The following is a 25941-nucleotide window of genomic DNA, read 5'->3' on the forward strand; positions in this document are numbered from 1 at the left end:
TATTCCCGCCCATAGATAGGGTTCAACTGAGAATTAAGCCCCGCCTCTGAGGATCAGAGAGGGGTGAGGTTACCGGCCCAAAGGGCCAGTGCCGCCCATGTTGGAAACCATTAAAACGACTCAATGGAGAACTTATCCATGAAAATTCGTCCTTTACACGACCGCGTCGTAGTACGCCGTAAGGAAGAAGAAGCGATGTCAGCTGGCGGTATCGTGCTGCCAGGCGCTGCCAAAGAAAAGCCGAACCAAGGTGAAGTGGTAGCCGTGGGTGAGGGCAAGCAGCTGGACAATGGCGACGTTCGCGCACTGTCTGTGAAGGTAGGTGACACTGTTGTTTTCGGTCGCTATGCCGACAGCAATACCCTCAAGGTGGAAGGCGAAGAGCTGATCATCATGAGCGAAGGTGACATCTACGGCGTGTTGGAAGGCTAAGGCCAGCCTTTAACTTTACTCGCAAAAAGAATTTGAGGAATAAGAATCATGGCAGCTAAAGACGTAATTTTTGGTGACGACGCTCGTCAGAAAATGCTGAAAGGCGTAAACATCCTGGCAGACGCTGTAAAAACTACCCTGGGTCCTAAAGGCCGCAACGTAGTTCTGGACAAGTCCTTCGGCGCTCCTACCGTAACCAAAGACGGTGTTTCCGTAGCGAAAGAAATCGAGCTGAGCGACAAGTTCGAAAACATGGGCGCACAGATGGTTAAAGAAGTTGCTTCCAAAGCTTCTGACACCGCTGGTGACGGCACCACCACCGCTACCGTTCTGGCCCAGGCTATCGTAACCGAAGGTCTGAAATCCGTAGCCGCTGGCTTCAACCCAATGGACCTGAAGCGCGGCATCGACAAAGCGGTAACCGCAGCTGTTGACCACATTGCTGGCCTGTCCACTCCTTGTGCTGACACCAAGTCTATCGCTCAGGTAGGTACTATCTCCGCTAACAGCGACGAGAGCGTTGGTACCATCATCGCTGAAGCCATGGAAAAAGTTGGCAAAGAAGGCGTTATCACTGTTGAAGAAGGCTCCGGCCTGGAAAACGAGCTGGACGTAGTAGAAGGTATGCAGTTCGACCGCGGCTACCTGTCTCCTTACTTCATCACCAACCAAGAGAACATGACTGCCGAGCTGGACAATCCGTTCATCCTGCTGGTAGACAAGAAAATCTCCAACATCCGCGACCTGCTGCCCCTGCTGGAGCAAGTAGCTAAAGCTTCCAAGCCGCTGCTGATCATCGCTGAAGACGTAGAAGGCGAAGCGCTGGCAACTCTGGTTGTAAACAGCATGCGCGGCATCGTTAAAGTTGCTGCTGTTAAAGCACCTGGTTTCGGCGACCGTCGTAAAGCCATGCTGCAGGACATCGCTATCCTGACTGGCGGCACCGTGATTTCTGAAGAAGTTGGCCTGGAGCTGGAAGGTACCACTCTGGAGCACCTGGGTACTGCTAAGCGCGTAACCCTGTCCAAAGAAAACACTGTAATCGTTGATGGCGCTGGCAATGTTAAAGACATCGAAGCTCGCGTTAGCCAGATCCGTGCACAGATCGAAGAGTCCTCTTCCGACTACGACAAAGAGAAGCTGCAAGAGCGCGTAGCCAAGCTGGCTGGCGGTGTTGCGGTAATCAAAGTAGGCGCCGCTACTGAAGTGGAAATGAAAGAGAAGAAAGCCCGCGTTGAAGACGCGCTGCACGCTACCCGCGCCGCAGTAGAGGAAGGCGTAGTACCTGGCGGTGGTACCGCACTGGTTCGCGCTACCCAGGTTATCTCTGTAACTGGCGACAACGAAGACCAGAACCACGGCATCGCAGCAGCCCTGCGCGCTATGGAAATGCCTCTGCGTCAAATCGTTTCCAACGCTGGTGACGAAGCTTCCGTAGTTGTTGACAAGATCAAGCAAGGCGAAGGCAACTTCGGTTACAACGCTGCTACTGGTGAGTACGGCGATATGCTGGAAATGGGTATCCTGGACCCAGCTAAAGTAACCCGCTCTGCTCTGCAAGCGGCAGCTTCTATCGCTGGCCTGATGATCACCACCGAAGCCATGGTTGCAGAAATCCCGGAAGACAAGCCGGCTGCTCCTGACATGAGCGGTATGGGTGGCATGGGCGGTATGGGCGGCATGATGTAAGCCGGCCTTAAGCCTATCTAAAAAGCCCCGCAATTGCGGGGCTTTTTTTTGCCTTGTGGAAAGTGGTTTACTAGGATCTGCTTTTAGTTATCAATATAGTTTTCAATTTTATCTTCAGGGTGTAGGCGAGTGACTGGTAGCGATAGGTTCTCTAGTATCAAGACGCTCTCTGGGAAAAGTGAGTTGATTGAATACCACCGCCAATTTTCTCATGGTGAATATAAGCAATTACAGCAGGGGTTGACTGCGAGAAGCATGGATGAGAAATGGAACGGCTATTTTCATGATGGGCGTTTTTATCTTTGTCGAAGTTGGACGGGTGTTTGTATTTATGAACTTGACTTGGTGGAGACTGAAAGTGGTTGCTCTGCAGAAAATACGCGGGTTAACAGGGATCCGAGTCAATATCGAGAGACTGATAATCGCTATGATGTATTGTTGTTGGATTTCTTGATTTCAAATCTGATTCTGGGGGAGCCAAAGCCCTTCCCTAGGCGCTCAACCGATGATGTTCCTGGTGAAGTTGAGCAATACTCGGTTGCTGGAGTTAGGGTTACAGGGGGAGATATAGGAAAGAAACTTTAGTGCGATGGTAGATCGATTTACTTTCAGCTGATTAATTATGACTTACAGATGGTAAGAAATAGCATGAGAGAAACAGAGAAATACTATTTCTTCTGGAAGCACCAATTTGGACAGTGGACTAAGCGAGATATTACTGATCCAGATGGCGTTAAGTTTAATTGCTGTGAACAATATATGATGTATAAGAAAGCGATATTGTTCGGTGATTTAAAGACTTCAGAGAGAATTCTTGTAGAAACTGATCCAGAGGTTCAGCAGCGATTAGGGCGAAATGTTGTCGGGTATAACTCTAGTGTTTGGAACCTTCATAAGATTGGTATTGTTTGGTACGGTAATTACTTAAAATTTACTCAGCATATTGATTTGGCAGAGCGATTAATAGATACCGGTGATAAGACGTTGGTGGAAGCATCTCCTTATGATCTTGTGTGGGGCGTTGGTTGGAGTTCTGATTCTGTTGAAATTCTAGATGAGGCGAATTGGCGAGGGCAGAATTTGTTGGGCAAAGTCCTTATGTCCGTACGTTCCTCAATCCGCTTGGTGTTAGAATTCTGAGATGGTTTTTTCAGGTTGAAATTCTTCAATTTTTGTTAAGTTAGTGGTTTTAAATATATTGAGCATTTTTTATTGCTTTGTAGTGTAGGCTTTATATGGAAAAATCGTTAAGGTTGGCCGCGTTGGCAAAGGAAAGGCAGCAAGTAAAGAAAGAGGGGTATAAGAATATCGGTGATTTCCATAATGGAATTTATGATTGTGATTATGTCTCTCCTTATACGAAATCCGCTAATAATATCGATGCTTCTGTTATGGTTCTTTTACAGGATTGGTTGGGGGTAGATAAGTTATCCGGGTCTATTATCCAGGATGCTGTAGATCTCGGGCAGATTCCCTCGTTGCCCACGAATAAAAGACTTAAGGATCTGTTGCAGCGGCATTTTGGCTTATCCCTTAGCGATATTTACGCAACTAATGTTTTTCCACTAATTAAGTATGGGAATTTAAGTGCAGATGTCCCAGCGAAAGATATGGTCTGGGCTGCTCAGAAATTTGCAGTTCCTCAGATTGAAGTGGTGGCACCAACAATTGTTATATGCTTGGGGTTGAAAACCTTTAATGCCATACGAAAAGCAGTTGGTCTAAAATCTTGTAAAAATTTAGCGGAAGCGCTGCAATCTTCATTTGATATTGCCGGTATCAGGGTTTGCTGTCAGGCCCATACCGGAGCATTAGGCCAAAATAGTCGAGGGCGGGATCGAGTAGAGAAGGACTGGCAGGCGATGGTGAACTCGATTGAAGTTTAAGTAGCAAACATGGAATAGGCTTAGTGAGGAAATATGGACATCTACGAAATGGTAGAGTCAGGAGATCTGCCAGTACCTGAGTGTGCGAAAACTCTGGGATTTGGGTTAATAAGCTATTCACGTGAAAAAATGGAGATCAAAGCCCGATTTTTTGCCAGTGAGTCATTCTTAAACCCTGCGGGAACAATACAGGGTGGGTTTCTATGTGCAATGCTCGACGACGTAATGAGTCCTGCACTTGTATTTTCACTGAATATTGGTCAGTTTGCTCCGACACTAGAGCTAAAGACTCAATTTGTTCGCCCAGCTAAAGTGGGGCCAGTTGAGGGTGTTGGCAGAGTTGTATCTCGAGGTGGAACTGTCTGCTTTCTGGAAGGAGAGCTTCTTCAAGAGGGGAAACTAATTGCTAGGGCAACCGCTACCGCTTTAATAAAGGGACAAAATTTATAAATCCTTGATGAAGGATGTGATGTTTTCTGAGGTAAAAATGAGTTTTGAACAAGGCATATATAGCTCCCCGGAAAGTGAGCTTTGCCCGGAGGGAAATAAGCGGGTTAGGTTGGGGAGCGTTCTTTCTATATTGGGTACTGCTCTTCAAACCCCGATTATTGTGTTCTTTTATTTGGGGATGTTGAGTTTTTGGGAAACTTCTCAGATCGCCCAATCACTTGATACATCCCCTGAAGTAATGGCAGGCATGATGAGCCAATCCATCTCTAATTTTGTTATAGGAGGTCTATTGTCTGCTCCAGGTTTGTTGATTTCCTGTACTGCTTTGTTTTTATCGTCTTTTCGAGCTAAGTGGTTATTCTGGTATTCTTTAATACTCTCACTGATTTGGATTGGCTCTTTTCCGTTTGGGACATTATTTGGTTTGATATATCTGTTAATAATTTTGATTAAACGAAAATCGTAAATGCAGATTTGATCCATTTTTTATTCTGATTTGTTAAGTAAAGTGAAATAAATGTTAGACACTATTTGGGATTATTTTCAGCAGCGAGAAATCGATGATGCGAGATATCGAGCTCAAAATGCAAAGCAGATGGCCGCTAACCTGGAACTGGAAGTCGGTGATATTCAGGGGCGTATAGATACATTAGTGTTGGCGAATCAGGCTATGTGGGAGCTTCTATCGGAAAAATTAGGGGTAACCGAGGCTGAGCTTATTGAAAAGATGGGGCAGATTGATCTGCGAGATGGTAAGCGCGATGGAAAAATAACAACGGGTAACTTGAAAGAGTGCCCTTCCTGTGGCCATAAGGTGAGAAAGCAAAGGGCAAATTGTTACTGGTGTGGAACGGAGTTGACTTTATCCAGCCCGTTTATGGACTCAAAGCGGACTGATTAATTTCCCACTTGATGAAAGAACTACCAATGTGGTTTTGGCATACTTGGATAGTCACTTGGCATCATCGGATTCTTAGTTGGCGCCTTCTGATCATATACTGATTTCAAGATTAACGCTTGGGAGACAGATAGATGGAAACGGCACTTATTACTGGGGCCTCTGGTGGCATCGGCCTTGAACTGGCCAGGATACATGCATCTAAGGGTGGCAACTTGGTTCTGGTTGCCCGGTCTGAAGGGAAGCTTTCAGCACTCAAACAGCAGCTGGAGAAGGAGTTTGGTATCCAGGCAATGGTTATTGCCGAGGACCTTTCTGACCCCATGTCCGCGCAGAGAATTTTTGAGCGAACCCAAAGTGAGGGTGTGGAGATTGGCACTCTAATTAACAATGCGGGTTTTGGTGGTCATGGTCTTTTCCATCAGAGGGATTTGGAAGCTGAGCAGGGTATGATGCAGGTGAATATGGTTTCCCTTACCAATCTCACCCACCTGTATTTAAAGGGGATGGTTGGCCGCAATAGTGGACATATTCTTAATGTTTCATCTACAGCCTCTTTTATTCCCGGCCCTTTACAGGCGGTTTACTACGCAACTAAAGCCTATGTAACTTCATTTAGCCAGGCACTGGCGGAAGAGTTGAAAGGCACAGGTGTAACAGTAACGGCTTTGTGCCCCGGTGCTGTTGCAACAGGGTTTGTGGCCGCTGGTGATCTTCAGGGTGTCGATATTTGGAAAAATGCCCGTTCGGCTGAGTCTGTTGCCAGATGTGGCTATCAGGCAATGGAGCGGGGAGATCTGGTTGCTTTTAATGAGACACGGCTCAAGTTGTTTCTGAATTGGATAATGCCTTTACTGCCACGTAAAATGGTACTGAAGTTTTCCCGTCAGACGATGGAAAAGTCTTAATTGCAGGCAGGTCCGGTAATGATCAAACGTGCAGCGAAATTCCTGGTACCTCCCAGCTGGAAGTTGATATTACACGATATGAATATCGATACAGCGCTGGCTCTTGCCTATGCCGGGTTACCTGCGGATCTGTTACAGCGGGAGGCTGTGACACTCTCTCCGGTGGAATATTTCCGTTTTTGGTGTGGTATTGATCGGGCCTCTAAGGATCGGCCATTACCACTTTTACTGGCGGAGCACCTTTCGGCTGAGTCGTTTGACCCTCCCATATTTGCGAGCCTGTGCAGTGCAAATCTGAATCAAGCTCTACTGCGGATACAGCAATACAAACCACTGATCGGTCCCATGGAATTGCACTTGGATATTACTGATGAGTACACCAAGCTCAATTTAGAGTGCTATGGAAGTGATGGAAATATTCCTGAAGCTTTGGGCCTGAGCGAATTAATTTTCTATATCCGCCTGGTTCGGTTGGGAACCCGGGAGGAAATTCAACCATTGGAATTGGCGCTACCGCAGCTGCCTGAAGATCAAACGCCTTATCGGGAGTTTTTTGGTTGTTCAATTAAGCAGTCAGACCGGGTGAGGATTTGTTTCTCAGCGCAAGATGCACAAAAGCCATTTCTGACTGCCAATGCCCCTATGTGGGATTTCTTTGAAGGTAAATTGAGCCAACAGCTCAAGGATCTGGATAGCGAAGCCACAATGGGAGAGCGGGTAGGTTCAGTATTGATGGAGTTACTACCGGCCGGAGAGAGTTCTGTCGAAGCGGTGTCTGAACGCTTGGCTATCAGTAAAAGGACTTTGCAGCGGAAACTGGGGGAGGAAAATCAATCCTTCCAGACAGTATTGCAGGGTGTTAGGTCAAGTTTGGCTGATCACTACCTCGCCAAATCCAGCCTTCATCTGGGAGAGATTTCTTTTATGTTGGGATTTAAAGAACCCAATTCATTTATTCGGGCCTACCGGGGCTGGAAAGGAATGACACCATTGCAATACCGGGACTCTATTCACTGAATAGATCCCTTAGTTAAAAAACCAATGTTTGCATATCACTGTAAATTTTTGTGACCCGTTTGGACCTAGAGGTTTAGTTTTAACATTCAAACAGCGATTAATTGGCTGGTCGGTCAGCAATAATTATTCCGTTGTCCGGATTCACCTCCAGAGCCCTCAATTCTCCTCCGTAGACCGCCTGGATTTTCCATCTTCCGCCCACAAATTCGATATGCGTGATGGGGTTGAACCCTAGACCATGCAGTTTCGCTTTAATAGTGGATAAGTCCAAGGCAATGACTGAGGGTTCTGCTCCGTAAAGGTCGGGGCTGTCGTAGATGGGGGCGGGTTTATTGGGATCGAGGCCGGGGGGGATTGGGTTAGTGAGATTGCCAACTAAAGCTATGGCGGTAAGAAAAATCATCTACGGCTCCATACTGCTAACAAGCCATAGTTTTAGTTTGGACTAGGGATTATCGCAGTGCCAGCGGGCTGTAGTGATTTCGGTCTTACCTGAGCGCGATTATAGCAGTGGATGGCCCAGCTACAGGGTGTAGCCGGGCCATAAAAATACTAGCGGGTAAGTTTTAGCATAAAGTCGATAACTCGAGTTGAGAGTTTACCATAGGGAGGCCGCAGTAATTTTAATAGATCGATTGGACCCTGATAGAAGATGGGGCGAAGTTTAGAGAAGGTCAAAAATCCCTCGTAGCCATGATAGTGGCCCATACCGCTTTCACCAACGCCGCCAAATGGAATATCGTGCTGGCCAACGTGCAGTACACAATTATTTACCGACACGCCCCCAGACATTACTTTGTTGATATATAAATCTTGTAAGGTTTTGTCGTGAGTGTAAGGGTAAATCGCCAGGGGTCTGGGGCGAGCATTAATATAATCAATAACTTCCTCTGGCTTGGAGTAAGTGATAATCGGCAATAGAGGGCCAAAAATCTCACGCTGCATTGCCAGCATCTCGCCGTCTACATTGGTCAGGATATGCGGAGGGAATTTTCGCAGTTTATTGTCCCTATCCAATTTGCCAGCACTTAAATCTATGGTATTAGCACCCTTAGCCTTGGCGTCATCCAGGGTTGCCCAGATTCTCTGGTAAGATGTGTCGTCGATAATAGAAGTGTAATCCTGGCCATCTAAGTTGGGGTAGCGCTTCTGAACATAATGTTTTGCGTGCTCGATAAACTCTTCGAGATGCTCCTCCGGCAAGAAAAGATAATCCACGTTGACACAGATCTGCCCGGCGTTTACCAGCTTCCAGTAAATTAGTTGCTCGGCGGCTTTCTTAACCGGGTAATCGGGGCCAACAATTGCCGGTGATTTACCTCCAAGCTCCAATGTGACTGGAGTCAGGTTTTCTGCGGCGGAGCGCATTACTGCACGGCCGGTATTACTGGAGCCAGTAAAGATTAAGTGATCGAATTTAAGGCTGGAAAATACTGGGCCTATTTCATCGGCATCGGGAATAAAAACCAGCTTTTCTTCCGGGAAGTATTGTTCACAGACTTTACTGAGTAATTCTGCAAGGTGCTTGGAATTGGTGGACATCTTGACCATCGCCTGATTGCCTGCGGCGAAAATATTGGTCAGTGGTGAAAAGCTCAAGTTTATTGGGAAGTTCCACGGCACTATGACGCCAATTACCCCCAGAGGTTGTGGGACCACACGATTTTTAGAGAGGGGATAGGATTTAAAATCTGTATGGCGCCCTCTGGGTTTCATCCACTTCTTTAAGCGCTTGATAGTCTCTTTAATGCCGGAGAGCGCTGGGTAGATATCGTAGAGCAGTATCTCTTCCCGGGCTCGATTGCCGTAGTCGTTACTGATCGCCTGGATAATGGGTTCCTGCTGTTCTCGCAGGAGCTGGGCAAGGGTTCTAAGATCCTGCACACGTTGCTGATAGCTGGGAGCCGGGTTGGCCAGGTAGGCACTGCGCTGTTTGTCCAGATAGTTTTGCAGTACCGCTTTGTCTGCATCCTGCCGGGTCAGGGTTTGTGTTGTCATTTTATTATCCTGTGGCGTTGATCTCAGAAAGACTAAACGAAATTGAATCGGAGTGATTGACCAATCCGGTAAATTCCTTTGATGATCGGATAACAAATTTTATCCGGGGTATGGCCAAGTTTGTTTTGCCATCGCAATTTATGGCGCGGATTACATCGCAATATTCAAGCAGAATAGGTTAGGGCCGGCTTTGGCAGCCGGCCCAGGCAGGATAGCTGGAATGAGGACGCTAATCCTTAATCGTTGTCCGGTTTTTCCGACAAAACTTCCGCAGAGTTGGGGTCTACGTGCAAGTCGTACTTCTGGTCACCCTTATAGGCCTCAATCTTCCACTTACCCTTGTCCAGATCGACCTCAACAATTGGGGTGTAGCCCTGCTGTTCCAATTTGGTCAATACGGTGGAAAGGGCCATAGCTCCGGGTGGGGGCTTTTCTTTGGCGAGTGCATAGGGTAGTGCTGTTGCGGCGATAAAGGCCAGCAACAACTTGCTGATAGGCTGCATGGTGCTATTACCTCGCTGTCTATTTGCTAAATCGCAGTATCCTATGAATCAAATCTTCCCTTAACCGAGCGAACGGTATTTCCAAACTGTAAAATAAAAACTGATGCGTCTGCGTTTGGTCTCCAGGCACTTACAACGGGTTTTGTGGACTGCCCTCGGTAAGATGCTTCTGGATAGCCTCGCACCACTCCATTCCTCCGGGTTTGAGACCGTTGGTATTGGCTCCGCTGAGCCGGGTGATGGCTGTGAACCATTCCTCACTACCGGTAGTCGGCATACCGGATGGGTATAGTTTCGCCATATCGCCATTTTGCTGGGCAAGCACTTGCTGTTGAACCCAGGCAAACCATTCCGGGGTGCATATAGCTGCAGCTTTCTTTTCCGCTTCCGCTCCATTGCCCGGTGGGGCAATGGGCTCCTTCATGGCGCTGGTAGCCGACTCATCTGCAGGAGGGGTTGCAGGTGACTTGGAGTCCTTCGGGCCCCCACAGCTGCAGAGGACAAAGATCAGTGCTATTAAAGGGCCAAAGCGGTACATAGGACCTCTATGGGTGGCGGTATCAAGCCTAAGCATAGGAGGAAATTGACGACTTTGCCTTATCGCCTTAGGTCATATGTATTTTTATTGACATTGCCATTAAATCAAATGAGAATGTTTCTCGTTTAATCCAAGGGTGATCTACGATAATGTCTACCAGAGCTCTATTTCAAAAAGTGCTGGCTGTAGCCGGCTTGTTGGGTGCTGTGGGTGCCAGTGCGGCCGAGCAGGTAAATATCTACTCCTACCGACAGCCTTTCCTTATAGAGCCGATCTTAAAGGAGTTCACCGAAAAAACCGGTATTGAGGCCAAAGTGGTCTACGCCAGCAAAGGCTTGAACGAGCGTTTGCAAAGGGAAGGGCGCAATAGCCCCGCTGACCTGGTCCTGACTTCCAATACCAGCAGCCTGATGGATCTGCTTAATAAGCAGCTGACCCAACCGGTAAGCAGTGAAATCCTGGAAGACAATATCCCATCACAATTTCGTGATAAGGCCGGCAACTGGTTCGGCCTGACCACCCGGGCGCGTTTGATCTACGCCTCCAAAGACCGCGTTAAGCCCGGTGAAATTACTCGCTACGAAGAGTTGGTAGACCCTAAGTGGAAGGGCCGAATCTGTACTCGTAGCGGCAAGCACCCCTATACCTTGTCCCTGATCGCCTCCATGATCGCCCATCACGGTGAAGCAGAAACCAAAGAGTGGCTGCAAGGTGTGAAAGCGAATCTGGCACGTAAGCCCCAGGGCAATGACCGCGCTCAGGTTAAAGCGATTAGCGAAGGTGTCTGCGACCTTTCCCTGGGTAACAGCTACTACTTCGGTAAAATGATTACCAATAAGGAGCAGCCGGAGCAGGTGGATTGGGCCAAGTCTGTAAATCTGGTCTTCCCTAACCAGAAAGATCGCGGTACCCATATGTTTATTTCCGGTGCGGCGCTGACCAAGCATGCCCCCAACCGTGAAAATGCCGTTAAGCTGCTGGAATTCCTCAGCGGCGCCGATGCTCAATACTCTTACGCCGAGAAAAACTTTGAGTTCCCGGTACGCCCTGGCACTGCCCGCTCTGAGTTGATTAAGGAGTATATGGGTGAGTTTAAGGAAGACGATCTGAGTCTCACGGAGATCGGTTCCTACGTTCCAGCGGCTTCCCGTATGGTTGATGAAGTACGCTTTGACTTTTAGAATGGTTAACTGAATGGGAATTGCTGCAGAATAAACTGGCAGCACTATCTCAGCCTTATTCGAACGGCCCTGTCGAGAGACCAGGGCCGTTCTTTTATAATGAGCTTTTGATTCCTTAATCCATGCTAAACCGAGCCAACTTATCAGCTTCCCGCTGGCTGCTACTGGTAGCTACTATTTCCCTACTGGTAGCTCTGCCAGTGCTATCCATTTTTTGGTTGGCATTTTTCCCTGAAGAAAATATCTGGCCGCACCTGGTGGACACGGTGTTGTTTCACTATGTGTCCTCCACATTGATTCTGGCTGGCGGTGTCGGTTTGGTAACGCTGATAACAGGCGTGGGCAGTGCCTGGCTGGTGAGCATGTGCCAGTTTCCCGGGCGTCGTTTGTTTGAGTGGGGGCTGTTATTGCCGTTTGCTGTTCCCGCCTATGTGATTGCCTACGTTTACACGGACTTGCTGGAATATGCGGGCCCTGTGCAAAAGTCCCTGCGCGCCTGGTTTGGTTGGCAGACAGCCAGGGATTACTGGTTCCCGGAGATCCGCAGCATGGGTGGGGCGATTGCCATGCTGTCACTGGTGCTCTTCCCTTATGTCTATATGCTTGCGCGAGCAGCCTTTATCGAGCAGTGCGGCAGTATACGTGCCGCGAGCCGGTCATTGGGCTGTACGCCCTGGCAGAGCTTCTTGCGCGTATCCCTGCCAATGGCACGCCCGGCAATTGCGGTGGGTTTATCACTGGTATTGATGGAAACCCTGAATGATTTCGGCACAGTGGACTTCTTTGCCGTACGCACCTTGAGTGTCGGAATTTACGATACCTGGTTGAGCCACGGCAATTTAGGAGGCGCGGCGCAAATTGCCTGTAGCACTCTGATTTTTGTTGTTCTGTTAATTACGCTGGAGCGAATGGGGCGGGCGAGACAGAAGCACTTTGTACAATCGCCAAATTCCCAGCGTGAACGCTATGATTTGCGCGGCTGGCGATCCGGTGTAGCCCTATTGTTCTGCGGGTTACTGTTGGTGGCCGGTTTTATTATTCCCTTGCTGGTTCTGGGAGGTTACGCACTCAGCAACTTCTCCAGTTATTGGAGCGAAGATTTTATACAGATCGCCAGCAATAGCTTGTTACTGTCAATCGCAGCGGCACTGGTCTCTGTACTGCTGGGCCTGCTGTTGGCTTACGGTAAGCGACTGCAACCCAAAAGATCCGTACGGGTCTTGGTCGGCTTTTCCAAGCTGGGTTATGCAATGCCCGGGGCAGTACTGGCGATTGGTGTCCTGATTCCCCTGGCCGCTTTTGATAATGCGGTGGATGGTTTTTTACGTGAACACTTTGATATCTCCATAGGGCTGCTGTTAAGCGGCAGTATTTTCGCCATTATTTTTGCCTACACAGTGCGCTTCCTGGCAGTGTCCACAGGGGCCATAGAATCCAGCCTGGAGAAAGTAACCCCTTCAATGGATCGCGCTGCCCGCTCCCTGGGGCGCAATAGCTGGCAAACCCTGTGGGCTGTACATCTACCTTTGGTGCGTACAGGCCTACTAACGGGGGGCTTGGTGGTCTTTGTGGATTGTATGAAAGAACTGCCGGCGACTTTGCTACTGCGCCCCTTCGGCTTTGACACCCTGGCGACTTATGTTTACCAGTTCGCTTCCGATGAGATGCTGGAACGCTCGGCCCTGGGGGCTTTATTGATTGTCCTGGTGGGGTTGATACCGGTGATTTTACTAAGCCGTTCCATTGGTTGGCGCAGAGGTGAGGAGCGCACAGCCGTGGCGGACTCAGAAGCGCCCGCCCTGTCCTGATAGCTTTTATCGGGCCTGGTCAAACACCAGAGCAGAGGAAAGGTGCAGGGGAAGTTTATCACCGGGAGCCGCTTGAACATCTGCATTCAAAGCGGCCTCGACAGTTTCCCCTGCGGCTAGCTGAAAGCGATAGCTCACCTGGTTGCCGAGAAAATTCTTTTCCACAACCTGAGCCATCACAGCACCGGGATGTTCGCCTGCGGCAATATCCTCACTGCGCACAAACAGTTCGAGCTGATCTCCACTTTCGTATGCAGCTGTTGGCACCTTCACTTCCCCCAGAGGGGTGCTAATCAGGTCATTGCCCACAACAGTACCGGAAATGATATTCCCTTCACTAACAATCCTTGCAACTGCCAAGTTTCTAGGTGTTTGATAAGTGTCTTGAGGGCTGTCCCACTGCTGTAATTGTCCCTGGCTGAGTACTCCCAGCTTATCTCCGGCAATAAAAGCCTCATGGCGGTCGTGGGTAACAATAATTGCAGGGATCTTCTCTTCGCGCAGTATATGGCGGACTTCGGCGGCGAGACTGCGGCGCAACTCGGTATCCAGGTTGGAGAAGGGTTCATCCAGGAGTAACAGCTTGGGGCGCGGTGCCAGTGCCCGAGCCAGAGCGACACGCTGCTGCTGACCGCCAGAGAGCTGATGTGGATACTGTTGCCCGAAGCCTTCCAGACGCACTAACTTTAGCAAAGACTGGGTGCGGGATTGCCGCTTGCTTTTCGGCATTGACTGGATACCGAAGGCAATATTCTGTTCAACGGTAAGATGTGGGAAGAGGGCGTAGTCCTGAAATACCACCCCAATATTCCGTTGCTCTGCGGGAATCTGTAATTCAGGAGAAGAGATTACTTCTCCAGATAGCTGAATATTCCCCTCAGCGATTGGCTGGAAGCCGGCAATGGCATGTAGCAGAGTTGTCTTACCGCAGCCGCTAGGGCCCAACAAACAGGCAATTTCTCCCGCTTGTAAAGCAAAGGAAACCGATTCGATAACTACCTGCTCACCGTAGCGGCATTGCAGGTTTTCTATAGAGAGTATAGGGAGCACGGGTCTTCCGGTAGTTTGGCCTGTAAACGATTAGGGCAGCTTTCGGGTTCATAGTTATCACTACACTAACCGGTAGCCAGTCCAGAGTGAAGTATACTTTTAGCTGTGCAGTAGTGTTGGATGTTTTTTAGACGAGTGAATTATCTAAACACTCGCCATCAACCTCGTATACTAAGGTATCCATTCTCGTGGATATTGAAATCTCGCCTGTTCCAGATTCACAGTGCTCAGCTGAATAGTAACGATATTTGATTTTAAGATAAGCCGGCCCAACTCCGATTATACCATCAGCCCCCGCATTTGGTGCATGTATCGGACTATGAGTGATCTCGAGAGAAGATAACGATACATTTCTTACATTAAATTTTTCAGGGAGGGATATCTTCACGGGTCGTTCATCAATACTGAGGTCGATATAACTAACGGAATCATCATCTGGTGTGAGGGAAATTTGCAGCGAAAATTCTTTGAAGGGGCTAATTAAACTTCCGCTTACTCTTGTGTTTAGAATCTCGGCATAGAGATCTTGAGTTGTATACGCTATAGCAGGTGAAATAGCAAAAATTAATACAGGTAGGTACTTTATCAAGTGAACTGCCTAGCGCTTACTGACAACGATATGTACTAGTGCGTTGCTTTATTGCCAAGCATTTTTGTCACTCTTGGAACTTCCCCCCAGCAATCGCCGAAAAAGCCCGGAGAAAATATCTGCAACGATATCCTCTTTGTTGATAATGTCTTTTTCTCTTAGGTTCTCGGCCTTTCTGTCTAGTTGTGTAGCCATAGAATAGTTATTGCGGACCCTAGCTTCCTCTGCTTGAGCTTCAAGTTCGTTAGCTTTCGCGTTTCTTTCATATATGTTTGGGGTTGAGGCACACCCGGAAATAAATAAAACGGACAGTATAAAAAATAAACTCTTCATGTTCGGTAAAATAAATTCGAGTTTCATAAAATTATTACTGGTAGGTGTTGGCCTGTATAGGATTACCAGCAATATACCATAGTAGCGAGCTAAATGCTGGGCTTCTGATAATCAAAGCCCAGTGTAGTTGGCACGCTGACCGCATTTAAAATCCGCGTGCAAGCTATAAGGCGACCCTATTGATTTTCTATTAGCATGGACCTTTACGCATTCTCATTGTACTTCCGCGAACCATTTCAACTTTGCTTGGGGTAACTGATAAAAGTTTATGTGTCCCAACATTTGACATTATCAGCTTGTCGTCTTCAACAGACCAAGTGCCATCCTGCTTCCAAAAACTATCGACCCACTTATAGGAGCCATCTTTCTTGAAAGTAATTGTGACATTTTCAGCGGCGACATTTCCTGCTGCTTCTTGTTCGTAAAAGCACCAAGCACCATTAAGTTCATTTGCCTCGTAGGCATTGGTAACTTGTGAAGTTGAAGCAATAATAATTGCTAGTACAATTTTCTTCATTTTATATTCCTTTTAGTTTAAGGTTTCCAGTTTTCAGGTTTGATTTATATGGCCTTGAGGTTGGTTCCCCGCCTAATTATATACAGCATTAAACTTGACCAAATATTTAACGCGAAGTGACTAGGTGCTGCAATATAGCTTTCTATTATATTTCCCTTTGTCCTATCTCAAGTACATGCTCATGAGAATAGAATAAAATTTTGTTTGAATCATTGTGCAGAACTATTGCATCATCTCTGGCAGGCATAAATATATCCTGCCAAGCATCAAGGAAGATACTGGTTGCTAGAATAAAAACTTCATTCTCGCTAAATACCACCTGAACTGTTCCCTCAGTGTTGAAATTACTCTTTAGCCAAGCGTCTGTAATGGTATTACTCTCAATCTTAAGTCTAAAAATTGATTCAACGACTTCACTATTTAGCCCATAGAAGTCGGTCGCACAGTATTTGGCTGTAAAATCGTAAGCATTTTTGGCATTCTTAGAATTAAGCCATCGAACACTTAAGTTGAGTCTTTCTATTTCAGCTTTTCGATATTTCATTTCGATGCACAAAATAGTACGAGTGCACTAATACGAGGGCGTACTAACGTACAGGGCGGCAAGGAAGTGAATTGGTTGGGCATAACCCGCCTCATCAGGTATTTGATTTTGCTTTTAGAGTAAGAAAGTACCCTGCTATGAACGAAGGTACCAAAACTATATTCGATGCTATTTCATACCAAATGGGGTACTCTTTATCTAGATTCGATGGAGATTGGCCAATATAGTACATAAAACTACCATACATGGCTGCGACTAATATCGCATTTACTATATTTGGACTTCCCGATATTTGAGCCGACAAGTAAATACCAATAACAATACCAACAAATATTGTGAACAATGAATATACCAAAGGCTCAACTGAGGTCATCAGTATATCCATTGGGGCCTTATCAACAATAAGGTAAGAGAATATAAAAATACTAAAGAATGAGAGAACCATTATTGTAACTAGCGCAACAATAAATCCAACGAATATACCAACTAAACTTTTAAATGCTACTTTCAATTTATCTATCCTAGCTAAGAACATATCCATATTTGGAGCAGTAGGAGTATTCTGCTACAAAGTGGTGAAAATTATAGCCTATTTTATCTTCAAAATTCACAAACCAAATGTGACATACTCCAAAAATAAAGAGATGCCTCTTAATTTCAGATGTTTTTGCTCTCACTCAGGAGTGATTGCGTACATGAAATGTTATCGGATCACAAGGGAGAAAAAATATCTCCTTTCTGTGATAAGAAAATAAAATATTTCAAGTTCTCAGGTTGCTGAGCGGATAGATTGTCATTAGTCAATGATTTATCTCGGAACAAAGAGAAAACTAAGTTTTTGTACTCGCTACTACCAACCTTTGGGTCTCACAGAGTGTCACAAGAGTGCGATCATTGATCTCGAAGGGGCTAATTTATCTCCGATAAAAAGATTGTCCTTACGATACCACCATTATCTTAATTGCTACCTCAGGAGTAATCGCTCTGCTAAACAAAAACATTGTTTTAAAGTAATAGAGATGAATCTATCTAGCTCGGTTGTAAAGAATATAATAACTATCAGTTTGGCTGCTATCCCATTCTATATATCAAACTGTAACTCTTTCACCTTCAGATTATTTTCCCATATTCCTACGCGGACCTCTGAATAACGGCAGGGGTGACTATAGATTAATTAGCATCTGCAATCCCTGCGGAGCTATTGAAGACCCAGAGGTTAAGTATGCCAAAAGAGGATAGGGATTTGGTAGGCAGTTTGAAAATAGATAGTTGATGTTTGTCCGTTGGAATTAGTGCTAGTTTAGAGTTTGGGTGGATTACTCTCTGAGAAGAAAACTTAAATTGGTTCTTAAGTTTTCATTTATAGATATTCAATATGAATATATTCAATAATAACTGCTAACTATGGAAAAATTGTATCTCTCCTAATGTCGTGACTAATATTGGCTTTGTGTGGTAATCATGAGGCTTGTTTTGTTATGTTTGCTTTATGATTATTTCGCAATAGAAAATATATCCATAAAGTTGATATTGCAGCAAAGAAACACCAGGTTGATACCCATGTTTCACGCTGGGTAAAGTAGACGATAACACCGAGTGCCATGACAAGCGCCCAAAACTTCCTAAAAACCATATTGCTCGACAATAAAAATAAAAATCCGAGTAAAGAATAAATAATATGTCCAGTTGTAATGGCGAACAAGCTGTAATCGGAAGTGATATAGCATAAACTATGTCCGCATACACTCGTTTTTATCAAGTGTCTTGGCCCTGTTTCTAATAGGATCGGTACCCAAAGATATAAGCCAAAAATAAAACCTATGATTATTAATGTAATAAAGAAAATTCTTTTCCATTTTTTTGTCTCAAGACTAAAGGCAACGGTTGGTATCCAGACAAGCCAAAAAAATAGAGCAAAAAATAAGTAAAAAATAGAAGACGCTGCCGTCAATGACACTAAATTTTCGTTGTATCCAATCCATACTACCCCTTCGCTTGCTTGCTGTAACGCAAAAAGGAGGGGGGTAACTGCGAGTAATAAATAGGTTTTATCATTTTTCATAGCATGTGTTGTACACAAAGCACCACCGACAATAAGCAGAGCTGCTGATCCGAACGATGCCGTGGCTGAAAAACACATAATGATTTCTCTATATGTAAGATATTCTAATTAAAAGCAAGGTCTTATAACTTGATACGCAACATAACAATACCCTTAATCAAGAAAATCAGTTGACTTCGCTAATTTGTACTAAGCTACTTAATTTATCTGTGAAGACTAAATCTACTTCAATGCTTTCAATTCATCTTATGAGTTAAGCTGAAAAGACTAATAAAGCTATATTGAGTTTACTTATGGAGGTCGATACCTATATGCGTAGAATCTATGCCGAAAGGGTTAAATAAGCAAGTGTAATGTTGCTGTGGTGGTTGCATTATCTATTCAGCTAATCAAAGTGGGTCTCACTTTTGCTTCTTGGGATTGGCATTTACGCTTAACAGTCTTAATACGTCCTTTAAATTAAATACATTGGGGGTATTAATCCTAGCGATACTCACCGGTCATTTACGATGAGCACATTTATCAGAGATCGCTATTAAATCGTTGATACCAGAGTAATTGCCTTTTACTCAAGACATCTTAGATTTCAGATGTGTGCCACGAATAAGCCTATCTACCGTAAACTAGAACTGACAGTCATAGGTTTTCAATTCCATAGCCCTCGGTATCCTTGCCATACTTTACGACTCACTTTGGACATTGCGGATAGGGCTGGCAATCACGTCCATTTAATTCCTTATTTTTTCAGATGATCGGCCATATAAGAATGATTGGGGTGTTTAAAATGATGTTGTCTTGTTCGCGTTGATTGTAAATGAGGCAGCCAATGTCTAAATCAGCGGCTTGGCCGAATGGATATACCTTATTTGTTTAGTCTAAAACACATATTCAAATCAATAGGCTTTTAACAAAGAGTATGGGGCGGGGCATTGACGTCGTGTTCAACATTAATGGGTCATTATTTTATGATCGCTGATTATCAAGCTTTTGGAAGTGGCCGCAGTCCTTGCACTTAACTCCATGTTGATAGAAAAATAAAGGCATCCCCAAAAGTAGGAAAACCAAAAATGCGGGCTTTTTCCCCTTGGTAAACGGCTCGACATTTCGTGATGAGCAGGACTCGCATACTCTTTCTTCATCATGCCCTAATTCTTGGTCTACAAGAATGGAACGGTCTTGATTTAGTATTTTATTGGCTTCATCAAGGTCTCTTTCCGACACTTGAAGCCTGATTCCACCCATAGCATTAGAATATAGCCACTGCATATTGACGGTGTGCTCATCTGCAATGAAAGCGTGTATTCCTTCAGACTCAAGTCGTGCTTTTGCAATCTGCGCTTCATATGGAAATGAGAATCTAGCAACGGTTACTAGCAAGTGATCACCTTAGCGCTTAACGTCTTGAGATGCGGAGCGAAGTGTCTGAAAATTTAGACGTGTTATGTTTTTATAGCCCACTAAGGAAACCCCACAACTTACCCCACCGTTCTAGCTTTTGATCAGGGCTCAATAGCCTTGGCTGAACTTGAATAGGGTCGCCAAGTTGATCTACACCTTTCAATAAGTTGAGATTTACTGCTCCGCGAAGCTGGCTATTTATATTGCAGCCTACGGCTAGCAGTTGATTACAACCTTTGCAATGGTAGAAAACTGCAAGCTGATCTCCATTTTGATTAGTTGAAATTCCATCGCCAATGAAAACCGCAGACATAGTTGGGTCACTTATAATTGGGGAAGGATTGGCTTGGCAATAACTGCAATCGCAAATGCGCGGATTCAAAGCTTCGATCGGCTTTGCTAACTGAACTTCAATATGCCAACGGTTACATTTACACGATCCCTTAAAGAGCATAAAAATTAGTTCCAATTATGATGAAGCATAGCGTCTATATAATGGGCAAGTGCAGCGGCTCCAGAGCTTTATCGTACCTGCCACCGTAAGGACCGTAGCAACGAATGCCTGGTTCATTTGATTGTAATGCCGCTCAGCTTGAACTGGACACATCGTTTGCCACCCCAACAACAAATACGAAGTTGGTGAAAAACTCACTCGCAGTGAAGTAACCACATTCCCCAGACAAATTTACACCAGAGTTCAAAGCAATTGTGTATTTGTAGCTTCCATTATTTTGCTCAATGACCAGTAAATTGTCCGGGACTCATCTGGTGCTACAGCACCAAACCTAAGTCTATTGCTTGGAAGCTGAACAACTGCCGAGTCTACCTATATTCCACTTTGGTTCTTGATCATCACATTCGGCATCACCCCAAAGAAGCCTTTCTAACACCAATAGTCAGCAATACAGCGGTAACTAGTAAGCAATATCTTCTCTTCAAAATCTGATACTCCACAGAACGGAATAATACCCGCCAGCAGTGGCCGCAGAGAAGTGGAATTTCCTCTGGCTGAGCTTGGATTAATGGAATGAAATCCCCTTTAGCAAGACCGTCGTTTATGACTCCCATTAAATGCCAACTACTAAAGAATGGCAACCAAAAGACGGCGAGATTCTGAGGGAAAGACACCCTATAAAAGTAACGAGCTGACGAACAGAAAACGATATAAGGCTTGACCTGTAGGTGAGGTGGTAAGGGACACCAAAACTATATGATCGTGAATGCGGAGGTTGTATTGTGAAAGTTCATATTCTTATATAGCGAGCTACTATAAAGCTATCAGTGTGGCCGCTGACTCATAAGAGAGTAGTGTTGGAGCCGGTAGTTTGAAACTACCGGCTACCCGATTTAGGCTGGCTGTATCTTTGTATTGCGCGGATTAGAATTTGGGTCTGTGTTTTTCGATGATTTGGGCATCTACCCAATAGATATCGCCCTCAGGATCGACATCATCTTCTCTCTTAATGGGGTTGTGATTGAAGAACAGATACTTACCGTCTGGTGACACATACGCGCTGGCCTCATTGCCGGCGGTGTTTATGGTATCTCCCAGGTTTATTGCCTTACCCCAGGAACCATCTTGTTGGCGGAAACTGATGTAGAGATCTTTGTCACCGTAACCGTCGTCTTTTTCGCTGTCCCAGATGAGGTAAGAGCCATCGGCGGCAATGAAGGGGTGGGCTGTCCACTTACCAGAGTTGATATGCGGCCCTAATAATACAGGTGGCTGCCGCTTGCCGTTTCTAACGGTTGAAATACGTAGCACGTCATCGCTTTTGTAGTCGTCAAATACTATGGTGCCATCAGCTGAAGACGTCAGACGCATGATGCCCCAATCTTTGCGGTCGAACATCGTCCCCATACTTTTAATATCTGACCAGCCTGATTCGGTACGCACCATGTACTTGTTCCCCAAGTGCATGGTTTTGCCATCTGGGGCGAGTAGAGGGCGGCCGACCCTTGGGCCAACAACGGATTCGTGCCACTGGTTACCTATCTGCTTGAAACGAATGAGCAACCACTTTTCAGTGTCGACATCCATTCGGCTAAAGTAAAACTCGGTCATATCTGGTGTGAAAGAGCCGCTATAGTCACGATGCCGGGTTGCGACATAGCCCGGCGCGAATATTTGGGGTGTTAGTCCCGGTGGTGTTTGCCCAAGGTAGGGGCCTTCCAGCAGGGGAAGTGCTTCTTGGCTACAACCGTGGCTACTCACCGCAAGAAGAGAGATCAGGAGTATGATAAAACTACAAAAATGCTTCACAGCTTGTCCTTGTTTTTACATCAACGAATAAATGAACTGCGGACAATTTAATCAGTTCAAGATGAAAACACCTGAAGTACTTATGATTTTTAAATGATTTTGAGCTGACGGCACCAAACTTTTAAATCTAAAGTGCACAAAAACCAACACACTTGGCAAAAGTAAAGACCGGCAGCTGGGCACTGTAGACTGGTCAGCTTTCAAATATCTAGGGCAGTAAGATCGTGGGAATCCGTACCAACCAGCTGTCCTTGAAAGAAGGATACTAGATTGAAGCGCTTACGAGACTGAAATCTTTAGTCTGGAGCATCGCATAGTGCCGCCATCAAGGGTATAAGGTCGCCTCTCGCTGCTGTGCCGAGAGTACCCACTATGGATGTTGTAGCGCCAGCACCAAGCTTTAAACACACCAAACTCAACTCTGCCATATCGGTGTAAATCGACCACCAGCTAAAAAAATCAGGTCCTGAGAAATCGTTGGGCGAATATGGCTAGTTGTTTAACGATTCATTACTGGGTGGCCGATATGAAGTTAGAATTTGCTGCGGCTGGAGTGTGACGTAAGCTGTCTGGTCGCGATAGCAACGAACGACATTCGCTAGTTAGGCCCTTGCCTTCTAAATTGGCTCATATGATGAAATTCCAATATATGAGTCATATTCCTGTTTTTCTCTTTCCGAACCAAGCTGCTCTCTTGTTACCCGCAAGGTGTAAGCACCTTTTACATGCCCGTTTTCAATCACTATCCAATCAAATACATCTTCTGGACCGAAACCAAGTCGCTCACCTACTTGATGCCACTTTGTAAGCTCTTCTGGGACTTCGAAGAATACTCCTGAAAGGAAGTTTTCTTCGACATGGAAATATACATTTGACAGCCAAAGGTATAGAAACCGGTCTTCTCCAAGCTTTTCAGATAAATCCAGATATCTAAACCTTAGCTTTGCTGCGTAAATGGCTTTAGGACCGGATTTCACAAGATCGATGAAATCAGCAATAGTGTTCGATGCTTGAGCGAATGCCTTAAGCATTTCTTGATCTTGATTATGCGTGATTTTGAATAACGGTTCGATCATTATCGATTTTTCCTTGCCTATTTGCGCCCAGTATATCAGCGACCAAAGCAGGGCGAAGTAGTACGTAGGCAGTCCAACTCAGTATTTTTTAAGAGTGTACGCGCTATTGTTTGTTATGTATTTTTTACGTGTTAAAACTGTCTAGCAGCAAATAAGCCCGCTATAACTATTGCAACAAGGCCGGTGGCACTACACCAAAAACCGTGACTATTGCCGTTATAACTATCTAGATAGACAGTTTGTTTTGGTGAAGGGTAGCGGCCGAGAGTGATTAGTTTACAGATGGGCCAGCCAGTCCAGTAGCAGATGGTGCCGAAGAATATTTCCGCTAAGATATATCCTATACCTCGGAGAAATCCCCTACCTATCTCCCCAATTAACTCATCCATAATTACCTTCCTTGTTGATACGTAAAATGCATTGCTTAGCGGCTCATTGGACGGTAGCGTAGTTTTGGCTACGCTAGAAATTCCCGCCCAAAACAAAGTGGACCTCAAAGCATCCACTGGATTAACTTTCTATAATTTCTTACTAGTATTCTCTGTATTTAACATTTGCTTTAAATGCTTCGGCTTCAATTGGGGAATCCTCATACCCATGCTCTAACACACCTAACAAATGACCAGAAAGGACGTCCTTAAAGCTAGCTCGCTCTACTTGCAAAACATGAACAAGCTCATGTGCTAACTCCGGAGTATCCATCTGGAATCCCTTTCTTATGTATATAGAATAACCAAATACTTGTGCGTTATTCACAACTCCGTCGCCTATAAGTCCGGCTTTCTCGCCAATAAACTTTAGAAGTGAATTCTCACGTGGAAATGGCACTTCATCCACATAAACCAGTCTTATTTTTTCAGGGTTCTTAATGCCTATCTCTTTCGCAATATCAAGGTGCTTCTGATCTAGAGGGTGACCAACTTGAAGGCCTTCAGTATCAATTTTTTCAGCCCACTCTGCATACGGATTTACAAAGGTAAATTCAATTATTTTCTGATGAAAAACAAAAGGCAAAGCTAAAACAGCTAAACCACAAAGCAAAAATTTACTTTTCATATTTTACTACCGCTTTATACTATTCAAGGGGCAATCTACCATAAAAGCACTCAAAAACCATTAAGAATCAGTGGGTTATATCTAAATTGTAGCGATGGTGTTAAGTACGATTACAGCGATTTGGCTACTATTCCTTGTGTATGAGCGGTCCCTAAACACTCAGTAATATAAAAGCTTTTCAGGCCTTTTAGTCTTTTATCAAAAATACGTTCAAGCAGATTAGGCATATAATCTCCAGTTCTACCTAAATCAGAAATTCTAAAAGCCAATTCAAACGTTTAGTCTGTTCTGGGTTGGATAAACGCATGGATGCATGGTTTACTCGGGGGGATGCCTGTTTATCCCAAAACAGATAATTGTCTGCGAGTCGGAATGCATTGTGGATAGAGAATCGCACACTATAGAGCCGAACGATAGATAGTGGGTAGCCAGAAGCTGGAAACTGCCGGCTGCCCGATTTTAATACATTTTTAGCACGGAAGTACTGAAAGCGCCGAGCCCAAGGCGTTTGCTATACCATTTATTAGCTCAGTTGTGACTCGTGCCTTATTAAGTGCGATGTCAACCAGCAAGCCAAAAATGACAGAGATATAGGCCAGGTATCCAAAACCCATATAGTCATTGTATAAGATGGTATAAAACCAATCTTGACCATATGTGTATATGGCGGAAGATATGATGGTAGCAACAAACAAAAGCACTGCAGGTAAGAACAAGTGAGCTATTGCTTTTGGTTTGACGAAAGATACGGCCAAGAGGATAAGAAACATTAGAAAATTTGACCCAAGGAATATACGAAGGTCAAGTTTTAAATTTCCCACTATCTCAAGGTACTTTCCCTTAATAAGATCGCCGAGTGTATGTTGCGCAACTTTAATGCTCTTAAGGCGATCGAGGTAGCCTGCTGTGATAGACTGAGCCAAAGTCTTTTGTCTTTCACAGTCATAACCACACATAGAGGCAATTACACTTGCTATTTTTTGCGGTAGATTGTTATCTAAGTCTTCTTTAATTTTTTCCGACTCCAGTCCAAGTCTATTAGCAATGCTCAGCGCTTGATTTGCAACTGTAGATTCGCTTACAAGATGCTGTTTTTCTCGAACCTCCTTCTCTATTTGGTATTTTACAAATCCTTTTGCTGATTCTTCTATGCTCTCAGGCGACAAGAATGTAATAGAGAATAGAATTCCAAAAAATAGAATTCCAAATAACCCGGTTGAGCGTAATGTAATATTCATAGTTTCCTTAGCATTTAACGCCTGAGTAACCCGTAGCAAAGCGTAAGCTGTCCGGGGCCGAGGGCACACAGTATGCTGTCTTGGTACTGCCGTATGGGTACGGACTAATGAGGTGAAAGTCCGTTGTAGAAAGATCACCATTTAAGGAGGGTATTAAATGCCAACTAATAGCGAATGGCAACTGAAACACCGTGAGGTCTTATGGGAAGGAAGTCTCTAGCAAAGTTATGAAGTGACGAAAGAGAATGTCATACAGAGCTTAGCCGTGAGGCGAGGTGGCCAAAGACAGCGAAGCCAAGTGATAAAATGGGTAAAGTAAATGATGTAGTTGTGTAGTGAAAGTTCACGCTCTTATCTAGGAATTTATGCTTAGCTTGTTGCAATTAAGTTGTCACTGCTGATTACATAAATAGGCCCAACCCACTAGCCACCATCGAAGGGATAAAAAAAGTGCTGGAACATAACAGCGCCTAGGTCAGTTATGATCAAGGTGATTAATCAGACGTT

Annotated in this window: 29 protein-coding genes; 11 read left to right on the plus strand and 18 right to left on the minus strand. The window is 45.2% G+C overall.

What is annotated here, in order from left to right; translation table 11 throughout:
• The first annotated feature begins 138 nt into the window (after positions 1-138).
• The 6 genes from ACJJIM_RS02875 to ACJJIM_RS02900 all read left to right on the plus strand — a co-directional run bounded on the left by ACJJIM_RS02875 (position 139) and on the right by ACJJIM_RS02900 (position 4457).
• A complete protein-coding gene (locus tag ACJJIM_RS02875) occupies positions 139-432 on the plus strand; it encodes a co-chaperone GroES (RefSeq protein ID WP_020412315.1) in 294 nt (97 codons plus the stop codon).
• Between the two features lie 48 nt (positions 433-480).
• Entirely contained in the window at positions 481-2121 is a 1641-nt protein-coding gene (gene groL, locus ACJJIM_RS02880; RefSeq protein WP_108732154.1) for a chaperonin GroEL, read from the plus strand.
• 129 nt (positions 2122-2250) lie between these two features.
• Positions 2251-2706: a hypothetical protein gene (locus ACJJIM_RS02885; protein ID WP_444912304.1), complete on the plus strand. Its 456-nt coding sequence runs from the start codon at positions 2251-2253 to the stop codon at positions 2704-2706.
• Positions 2707-2769: 63 nt separating this feature from the next.
• Positions 2770-3261: an NADAR family protein gene (locus ACJJIM_RS02890; protein WP_444912305.1), complete on the plus strand. Its 492-nt coding sequence runs from the start codon at positions 2770-2772 to the stop codon at positions 3259-3261.
• A 95-nt stretch (positions 3262-3356) separates the two neighbouring features.
• Positions 3357-4007 (plus strand): hypothetical protein, encoded by a 651-nt coding sequence (locus ACJJIM_RS02895; RefSeq protein WP_444912306.1) that lies wholly within the window; start codon positions 3357-3359, stop codon positions 4005-4007.
• A 33-nt stretch (positions 4008-4040) separates the two neighbouring features.
• Positions 4041-4457, plus strand: coding sequence for a PaaI family thioesterase (locus ACJJIM_RS02900; protein ID WP_444912307.1), 417 nt, complete (start codon positions 4041-4043; stop codon positions 4455-4457).
• Positions 4458-4658: 201 nt separating this feature from the next.
• On the opposite strand, the gene ACJJIM_RS02905 is transcribed toward ACJJIM_RS02900, so the two are convergent.
• Positions 4659-4940 (minus strand): hypothetical protein, encoded by a 282-nt coding sequence (locus ACJJIM_RS02905; RefSeq protein ID WP_444894873.1) that lies wholly within the window; start codon positions 4938-4940, stop codon positions 4659-4661.
• A 34-nt stretch (positions 4941-4974) separates the two neighbouring features.
• On the opposite strand from ACJJIM_RS02905, the gene ACJJIM_RS02910 reads away from it, so the two are divergent.
• The 3 genes from ACJJIM_RS02910 to ACJJIM_RS02920 all read left to right on the plus strand — a co-directional run bounded on the left by ACJJIM_RS02910 (position 4975) and on the right by ACJJIM_RS02920 (position 7280).
• On the plus strand, positions 4975-5358 hold the full coding sequence (locus tag ACJJIM_RS02910) for a zinc ribbon domain-containing protein (RefSeq protein ID WP_444912308.1): 384 nt from the start codon (positions 4975-4977) through the stop codon (positions 5356-5358).
• Positions 5359-5489: 131 nt separating this feature from the next.
• Positions 5490-6263, plus strand: coding sequence for an SDR family NAD(P)-dependent oxidoreductase (locus ACJJIM_RS02915; protein ID WP_444894871.1), 774 nt, complete (start codon positions 5490-5492; stop codon positions 6261-6263).
• An 18-nt stretch (positions 6264-6281) separates the two neighbouring features.
• Positions 6282-7280: an AraC family transcriptional regulator ligand-binding domain-containing protein gene (locus ACJJIM_RS02920; protein ID WP_444912309.1), complete on the plus strand. Its 999-nt coding sequence runs from the start codon at positions 6282-6284 to the stop codon at positions 7278-7280.
• 97 nt (positions 7281-7377) lie between these two features.
• Here ACJJIM_RS02920 and ACJJIM_RS02925 read toward each other — a convergent pair whose 3' ends face one another.
• The 4 genes from ACJJIM_RS02925 to ACJJIM_RS02940 form a co-directional block, all read right to left on the minus strand.
• A complete protein-coding gene (locus tag ACJJIM_RS02925) occupies positions 7378-7683 on the minus strand; it encodes a hypothetical protein (RefSeq protein WP_413664728.1) in 306 nt (101 codons plus the stop codon).
• Positions 7684-7832: 149 nt separating this feature from the next.
• Positions 7833-9278: a coniferyl aldehyde dehydrogenase gene (locus ACJJIM_RS02930; protein WP_444912310.1), complete on the minus strand. Its 1446-nt coding sequence runs from the start codon at positions 9276-9278 to the stop codon at positions 7833-7835.
• A 236-nt stretch (positions 9279-9514) separates the two neighbouring features.
• Entirely contained in the window at positions 9515-9781 is a 267-nt protein-coding gene (locus ACJJIM_RS02935) for a PepSY domain-containing protein (RefSeq protein ID WP_282931601.1), read from the minus strand.
• 130 nt (positions 9782-9911) lie between these two features.
• Positions 9912-10319, minus strand: coding sequence for a hypothetical protein (locus ACJJIM_RS02940; protein WP_444894717.1), 408 nt, complete (start codon positions 10317-10319; stop codon positions 9912-9914).
• A gap of 149 nt (positions 10320-10468) precedes the next feature.
• Here ACJJIM_RS02940 and ACJJIM_RS02945 point away from each other — a divergent pair, with 149 nt between their 5' ends.
• Entirely contained in the window at positions 10469-11500 is a 1032-nt protein-coding gene (locus ACJJIM_RS02945) for a Fe(3+) ABC transporter substrate-binding protein (RefSeq protein WP_282931603.1), read from the plus strand.
• Positions 11501-11622: 122 nt separating this feature from the next.
• Positions 11623-13308, plus strand: a complete 1686-nt coding sequence (locus tag ACJJIM_RS02950) for an ABC transporter permease (RefSeq protein ID WP_444894865.1) — start codon at positions 11623-11625, stop codon at positions 13306-13308.
• Between the two features lie 6 nt (positions 13309-13314).
• On the opposite strand, the gene ACJJIM_RS02955 is transcribed toward ACJJIM_RS02950, so the two are convergent.
• From ACJJIM_RS02955 to ACJJIM_RS03015, 13 genes are all read right to left on the minus strand, one after another.
• The gene (locus ACJJIM_RS02955; protein ID WP_444912311.1) at positions 13315-14358 is read right to left on the minus strand and encodes an ABC transporter ATP-binding protein; all 1044 of its coding nucleotides are present in this window, start codon (positions 14356-14358) and stop codon (positions 13315-13317) included.
• A gap of 127 nt (positions 14359-14485) precedes the next feature.
• Positions 14486-14947 carry a hypothetical protein gene (locus ACJJIM_RS02960; protein ID WP_444912312.1) on the minus strand — a complete coding sequence of 154 codons (462 nt, stop codon included), beginning with the start codon at positions 14945-14947 and terminating at the stop codon, positions 14486-14488.
• A 48-nt stretch (positions 14948-14995) separates the two neighbouring features.
• Positions 14996-15307 carry a hypothetical protein gene (locus ACJJIM_RS02965; protein WP_444912313.1) on the minus strand — a complete coding sequence of 104 codons (312 nt, stop codon included), beginning with the start codon at positions 15305-15307 and terminating at the stop codon, positions 14996-14998.
• A 163-nt stretch (positions 15308-15470) separates the two neighbouring features.
• Entirely contained in the window at positions 15471-15797 is a 327-nt protein-coding gene (locus ACJJIM_RS02970; protein WP_413664736.1) for a hypothetical protein, read from the minus strand.
• Between the two features lie 145 nt (positions 15798-15942).
• On the minus strand, positions 15943-16341 hold the full coding sequence (locus tag ACJJIM_RS02975; RefSeq protein WP_444912314.1) for a hypothetical protein: 399 nt from the start codon (positions 16339-16341) through the stop codon (positions 15943-15945).
• 94 nt (positions 16342-16435) lie between these two features.
• Positions 16436-16852 (minus strand): hypothetical protein, encoded by a 417-nt coding sequence (locus ACJJIM_RS02980; protein WP_444912315.1) that lies wholly within the window; start codon positions 16850-16852, stop codon positions 16436-16438.
• Positions 16853-17800: 948 nt separating this feature from the next.
• Positions 17801-18481: a DUF6629 family protein gene (locus ACJJIM_RS02985; protein ID WP_444912316.1), complete on the minus strand. Its 681-nt coding sequence runs from the start codon at positions 18479-18481 to the stop codon at positions 17801-17803.
• An 885-nt stretch (positions 18482-19366) separates the two neighbouring features.
• On the minus strand, positions 19367-19780 hold the full coding sequence (locus tag ACJJIM_RS02990) for a putative signal transducing protein (protein WP_444912317.1): 414 nt from the start codon (positions 19778-19780) through the stop codon (positions 19367-19369).
• Between the two features lie 1399 nt (positions 19781-21179).
• Positions 21180-22064: a hypothetical protein gene (locus tag ACJJIM_RS02995; protein WP_444912318.1), complete on the minus strand. Its 885-nt coding sequence runs from the start codon at positions 22062-22064 to the stop codon at positions 21180-21182.
• Positions 22065-22681: 617 nt separating this feature from the next.
• A complete protein-coding gene (locus tag ACJJIM_RS03000) occupies positions 22682-23140 on the minus strand; it encodes a DUF2314 domain-containing protein (protein WP_413664742.1) in 459 nt (152 codons plus the stop codon).
• Positions 23141-23271: 131 nt separating this feature from the next.
• Complete coding sequence (locus ACJJIM_RS03005; protein ID WP_413664743.1) at positions 23272-23529, minus strand: hypothetical protein; 258 nt, start codon at positions 23527-23529, stop codon at positions 23272-23274.
• A 142-nt stretch (positions 23530-23671) separates the two neighbouring features.
• A complete protein-coding gene (locus tag ACJJIM_RS03010) occupies positions 23672-24196 on the minus strand; it encodes a hypothetical protein (protein ID WP_444912319.1) in 525 nt (174 codons plus the stop codon).
• A gap of 470 nt (positions 24197-24666) precedes the next feature.
• A complete protein-coding gene (locus tag ACJJIM_RS03015) occupies positions 24667-25434 on the minus strand; it encodes a hypothetical protein (protein ID WP_413664745.1) in 768 nt (255 codons plus the stop codon).
• Positions 25435-25941: the final 507 nt, after the last annotated feature.

The sequence above is a fragment of the Microbulbifer maximicatervae (SeqCode) genome (genome assembly GCF_052467615.1).

Excerpts from the sequence above, each read along its gene's own strand:
- groL (WP_108732154.1), top strand. The coding sequence starts at position 481 with ATGGCAGCTAAAGACGTAATTTTTGGTGACGACGCTCGTCAGAAAATG.
- ACJJIM_RS02945 (WP_282931603.1), top strand. The coding sequence starts at position 10,469 with ATGTCTACCAGAGCTCTATTTCAAAAAGTGCTGGCTGTAGCCGGCTTG.
- ACJJIM_RS02920 (WP_444912309.1), top strand. The coding sequence starts at position 6,282 with ATGATCAAACGTGCAGCGAAATTCCTGGTACCTCCCAGCTGGAAGTTG.
- ACJJIM_RS02975 (WP_444912314.1), bottom strand. The coding sequence starts at position 16,341 with ATGAAATATCGAAAAGCTGAAATAGAAAGACTCAACTTAAGTGTTCGA.
- ACJJIM_RS02915 (WP_444894871.1), top strand. The coding sequence starts at position 5,490 with ATGGAAACGGCACTTATTACTGGGGCCTCTGGTGGCATCGGCCTTGAA.
- ACJJIM_RS02965 (WP_444912313.1), bottom strand. The coding sequence starts at position 15,307 with ATGAAACTCGAATTTATTTTACCGAACATGAAGAGTTTATTTTTTATA.
- ACJJIM_RS02890 (WP_444912305.1), top strand. The coding sequence starts at position 2,770 with ATGAGAGAAACAGAGAAATACTATTTCTTCTGGAAGCACCAATTTGGA.
- ACJJIM_RS03000 (WP_413664742.1), bottom strand. The coding sequence starts at position 23,140 with ATGATCGAACCGTTATTCAAAATCACGCATAATCAAGATCAAGAAATG.
- ACJJIM_RS02940 (WP_444894717.1), bottom strand. The coding sequence starts at position 10,319 with ATGTACCGCTTTGGCCCTTTAATAGCACTGATCTTTGTCCTCTGCAGC.
- ACJJIM_RS03005 (WP_413664743.1), bottom strand. The coding sequence starts at position 23,529 with ATGGATGAGTTAATTGGGGAGATAGGTAGGGGATTTCTCCGAGGTATA.
- ACJJIM_RS02970 (WP_413664736.1), bottom strand. The coding sequence starts at position 15,797 with ATGAAGAAAATTGTACTAGCAATTATTATTGCTTCAACTTCACAAGTT.
- ACJJIM_RS02985 (WP_444912316.1), bottom strand. The coding sequence starts at position 18,481 with ATGTGTTTTTCAGCCACGGCATCGTTCGGATCAGCAGCTCTGCTTATT.
- ACJJIM_RS02925 (WP_413664728.1), bottom strand. The coding sequence starts at position 7,683 with ATGATTTTTCTTACCGCCATAGCTTTAGTTGGCAATCTCACTAACCCA.
- ACJJIM_RS03015 (WP_413664745.1), bottom strand. The coding sequence starts at position 25,434 with ATGAATATTACATTACGCTCAACCGGGTTATTTGGAATTCTATTTTTT.
- ACJJIM_RS02910 (WP_444912308.1), top strand. The coding sequence starts at position 4,975 with ATGTTAGACACTATTTGGGATTATTTTCAGCAGCGAGAAATCGATGAT.
- ACJJIM_RS02930 (WP_444912310.1), bottom strand. The coding sequence starts at position 9,278 with ATGACAACACAAACCCTGACCCGGCAGGATGCAGACAAAGCGGTACTG.
- ACJJIM_RS02895 (WP_444912306.1), top strand. The coding sequence starts at position 3,357 with ATGGAAAAATCGTTAAGGTTGGCCGCGTTGGCAAAGGAAAGGCAGCAA.
- ACJJIM_RS02935 (WP_282931601.1), bottom strand. The coding sequence starts at position 9,781 with ATGCAGCCTATCAGCAAGTTGTTGCTGGCCTTTATCGCCGCAACAGCA.
- ACJJIM_RS02875 (WP_020412315.1), top strand. The coding sequence starts at position 139 with ATGAAAATTCGTCCTTTACACGACCGCGTCGTAGTACGCCGTAAGGAA.
- ACJJIM_RS02900 (WP_444912307.1), top strand. The coding sequence starts at position 4,041 with ATGGACATCTACGAAATGGTAGAGTCAGGAGATCTGCCAGTACCTGAG.
- ACJJIM_RS02950 (WP_444894865.1), top strand. The coding sequence starts at position 11,623 with ATGCTAAACCGAGCCAACTTATCAGCTTCCCGCTGGCTGCTACTGGTA.
- ACJJIM_RS03010 (WP_444912319.1), bottom strand. The coding sequence starts at position 24,196 with ATGAAAAGTAAATTTTTGCTTTGTGGTTTAGCTGTTTTAGCTTTGCCT.
- ACJJIM_RS02905 (WP_444894873.1), bottom strand. The coding sequence starts at position 4,940 with ATGGATCAAATCTGCATTTACGATTTTCGTTTAATCAAAATTATTAAC.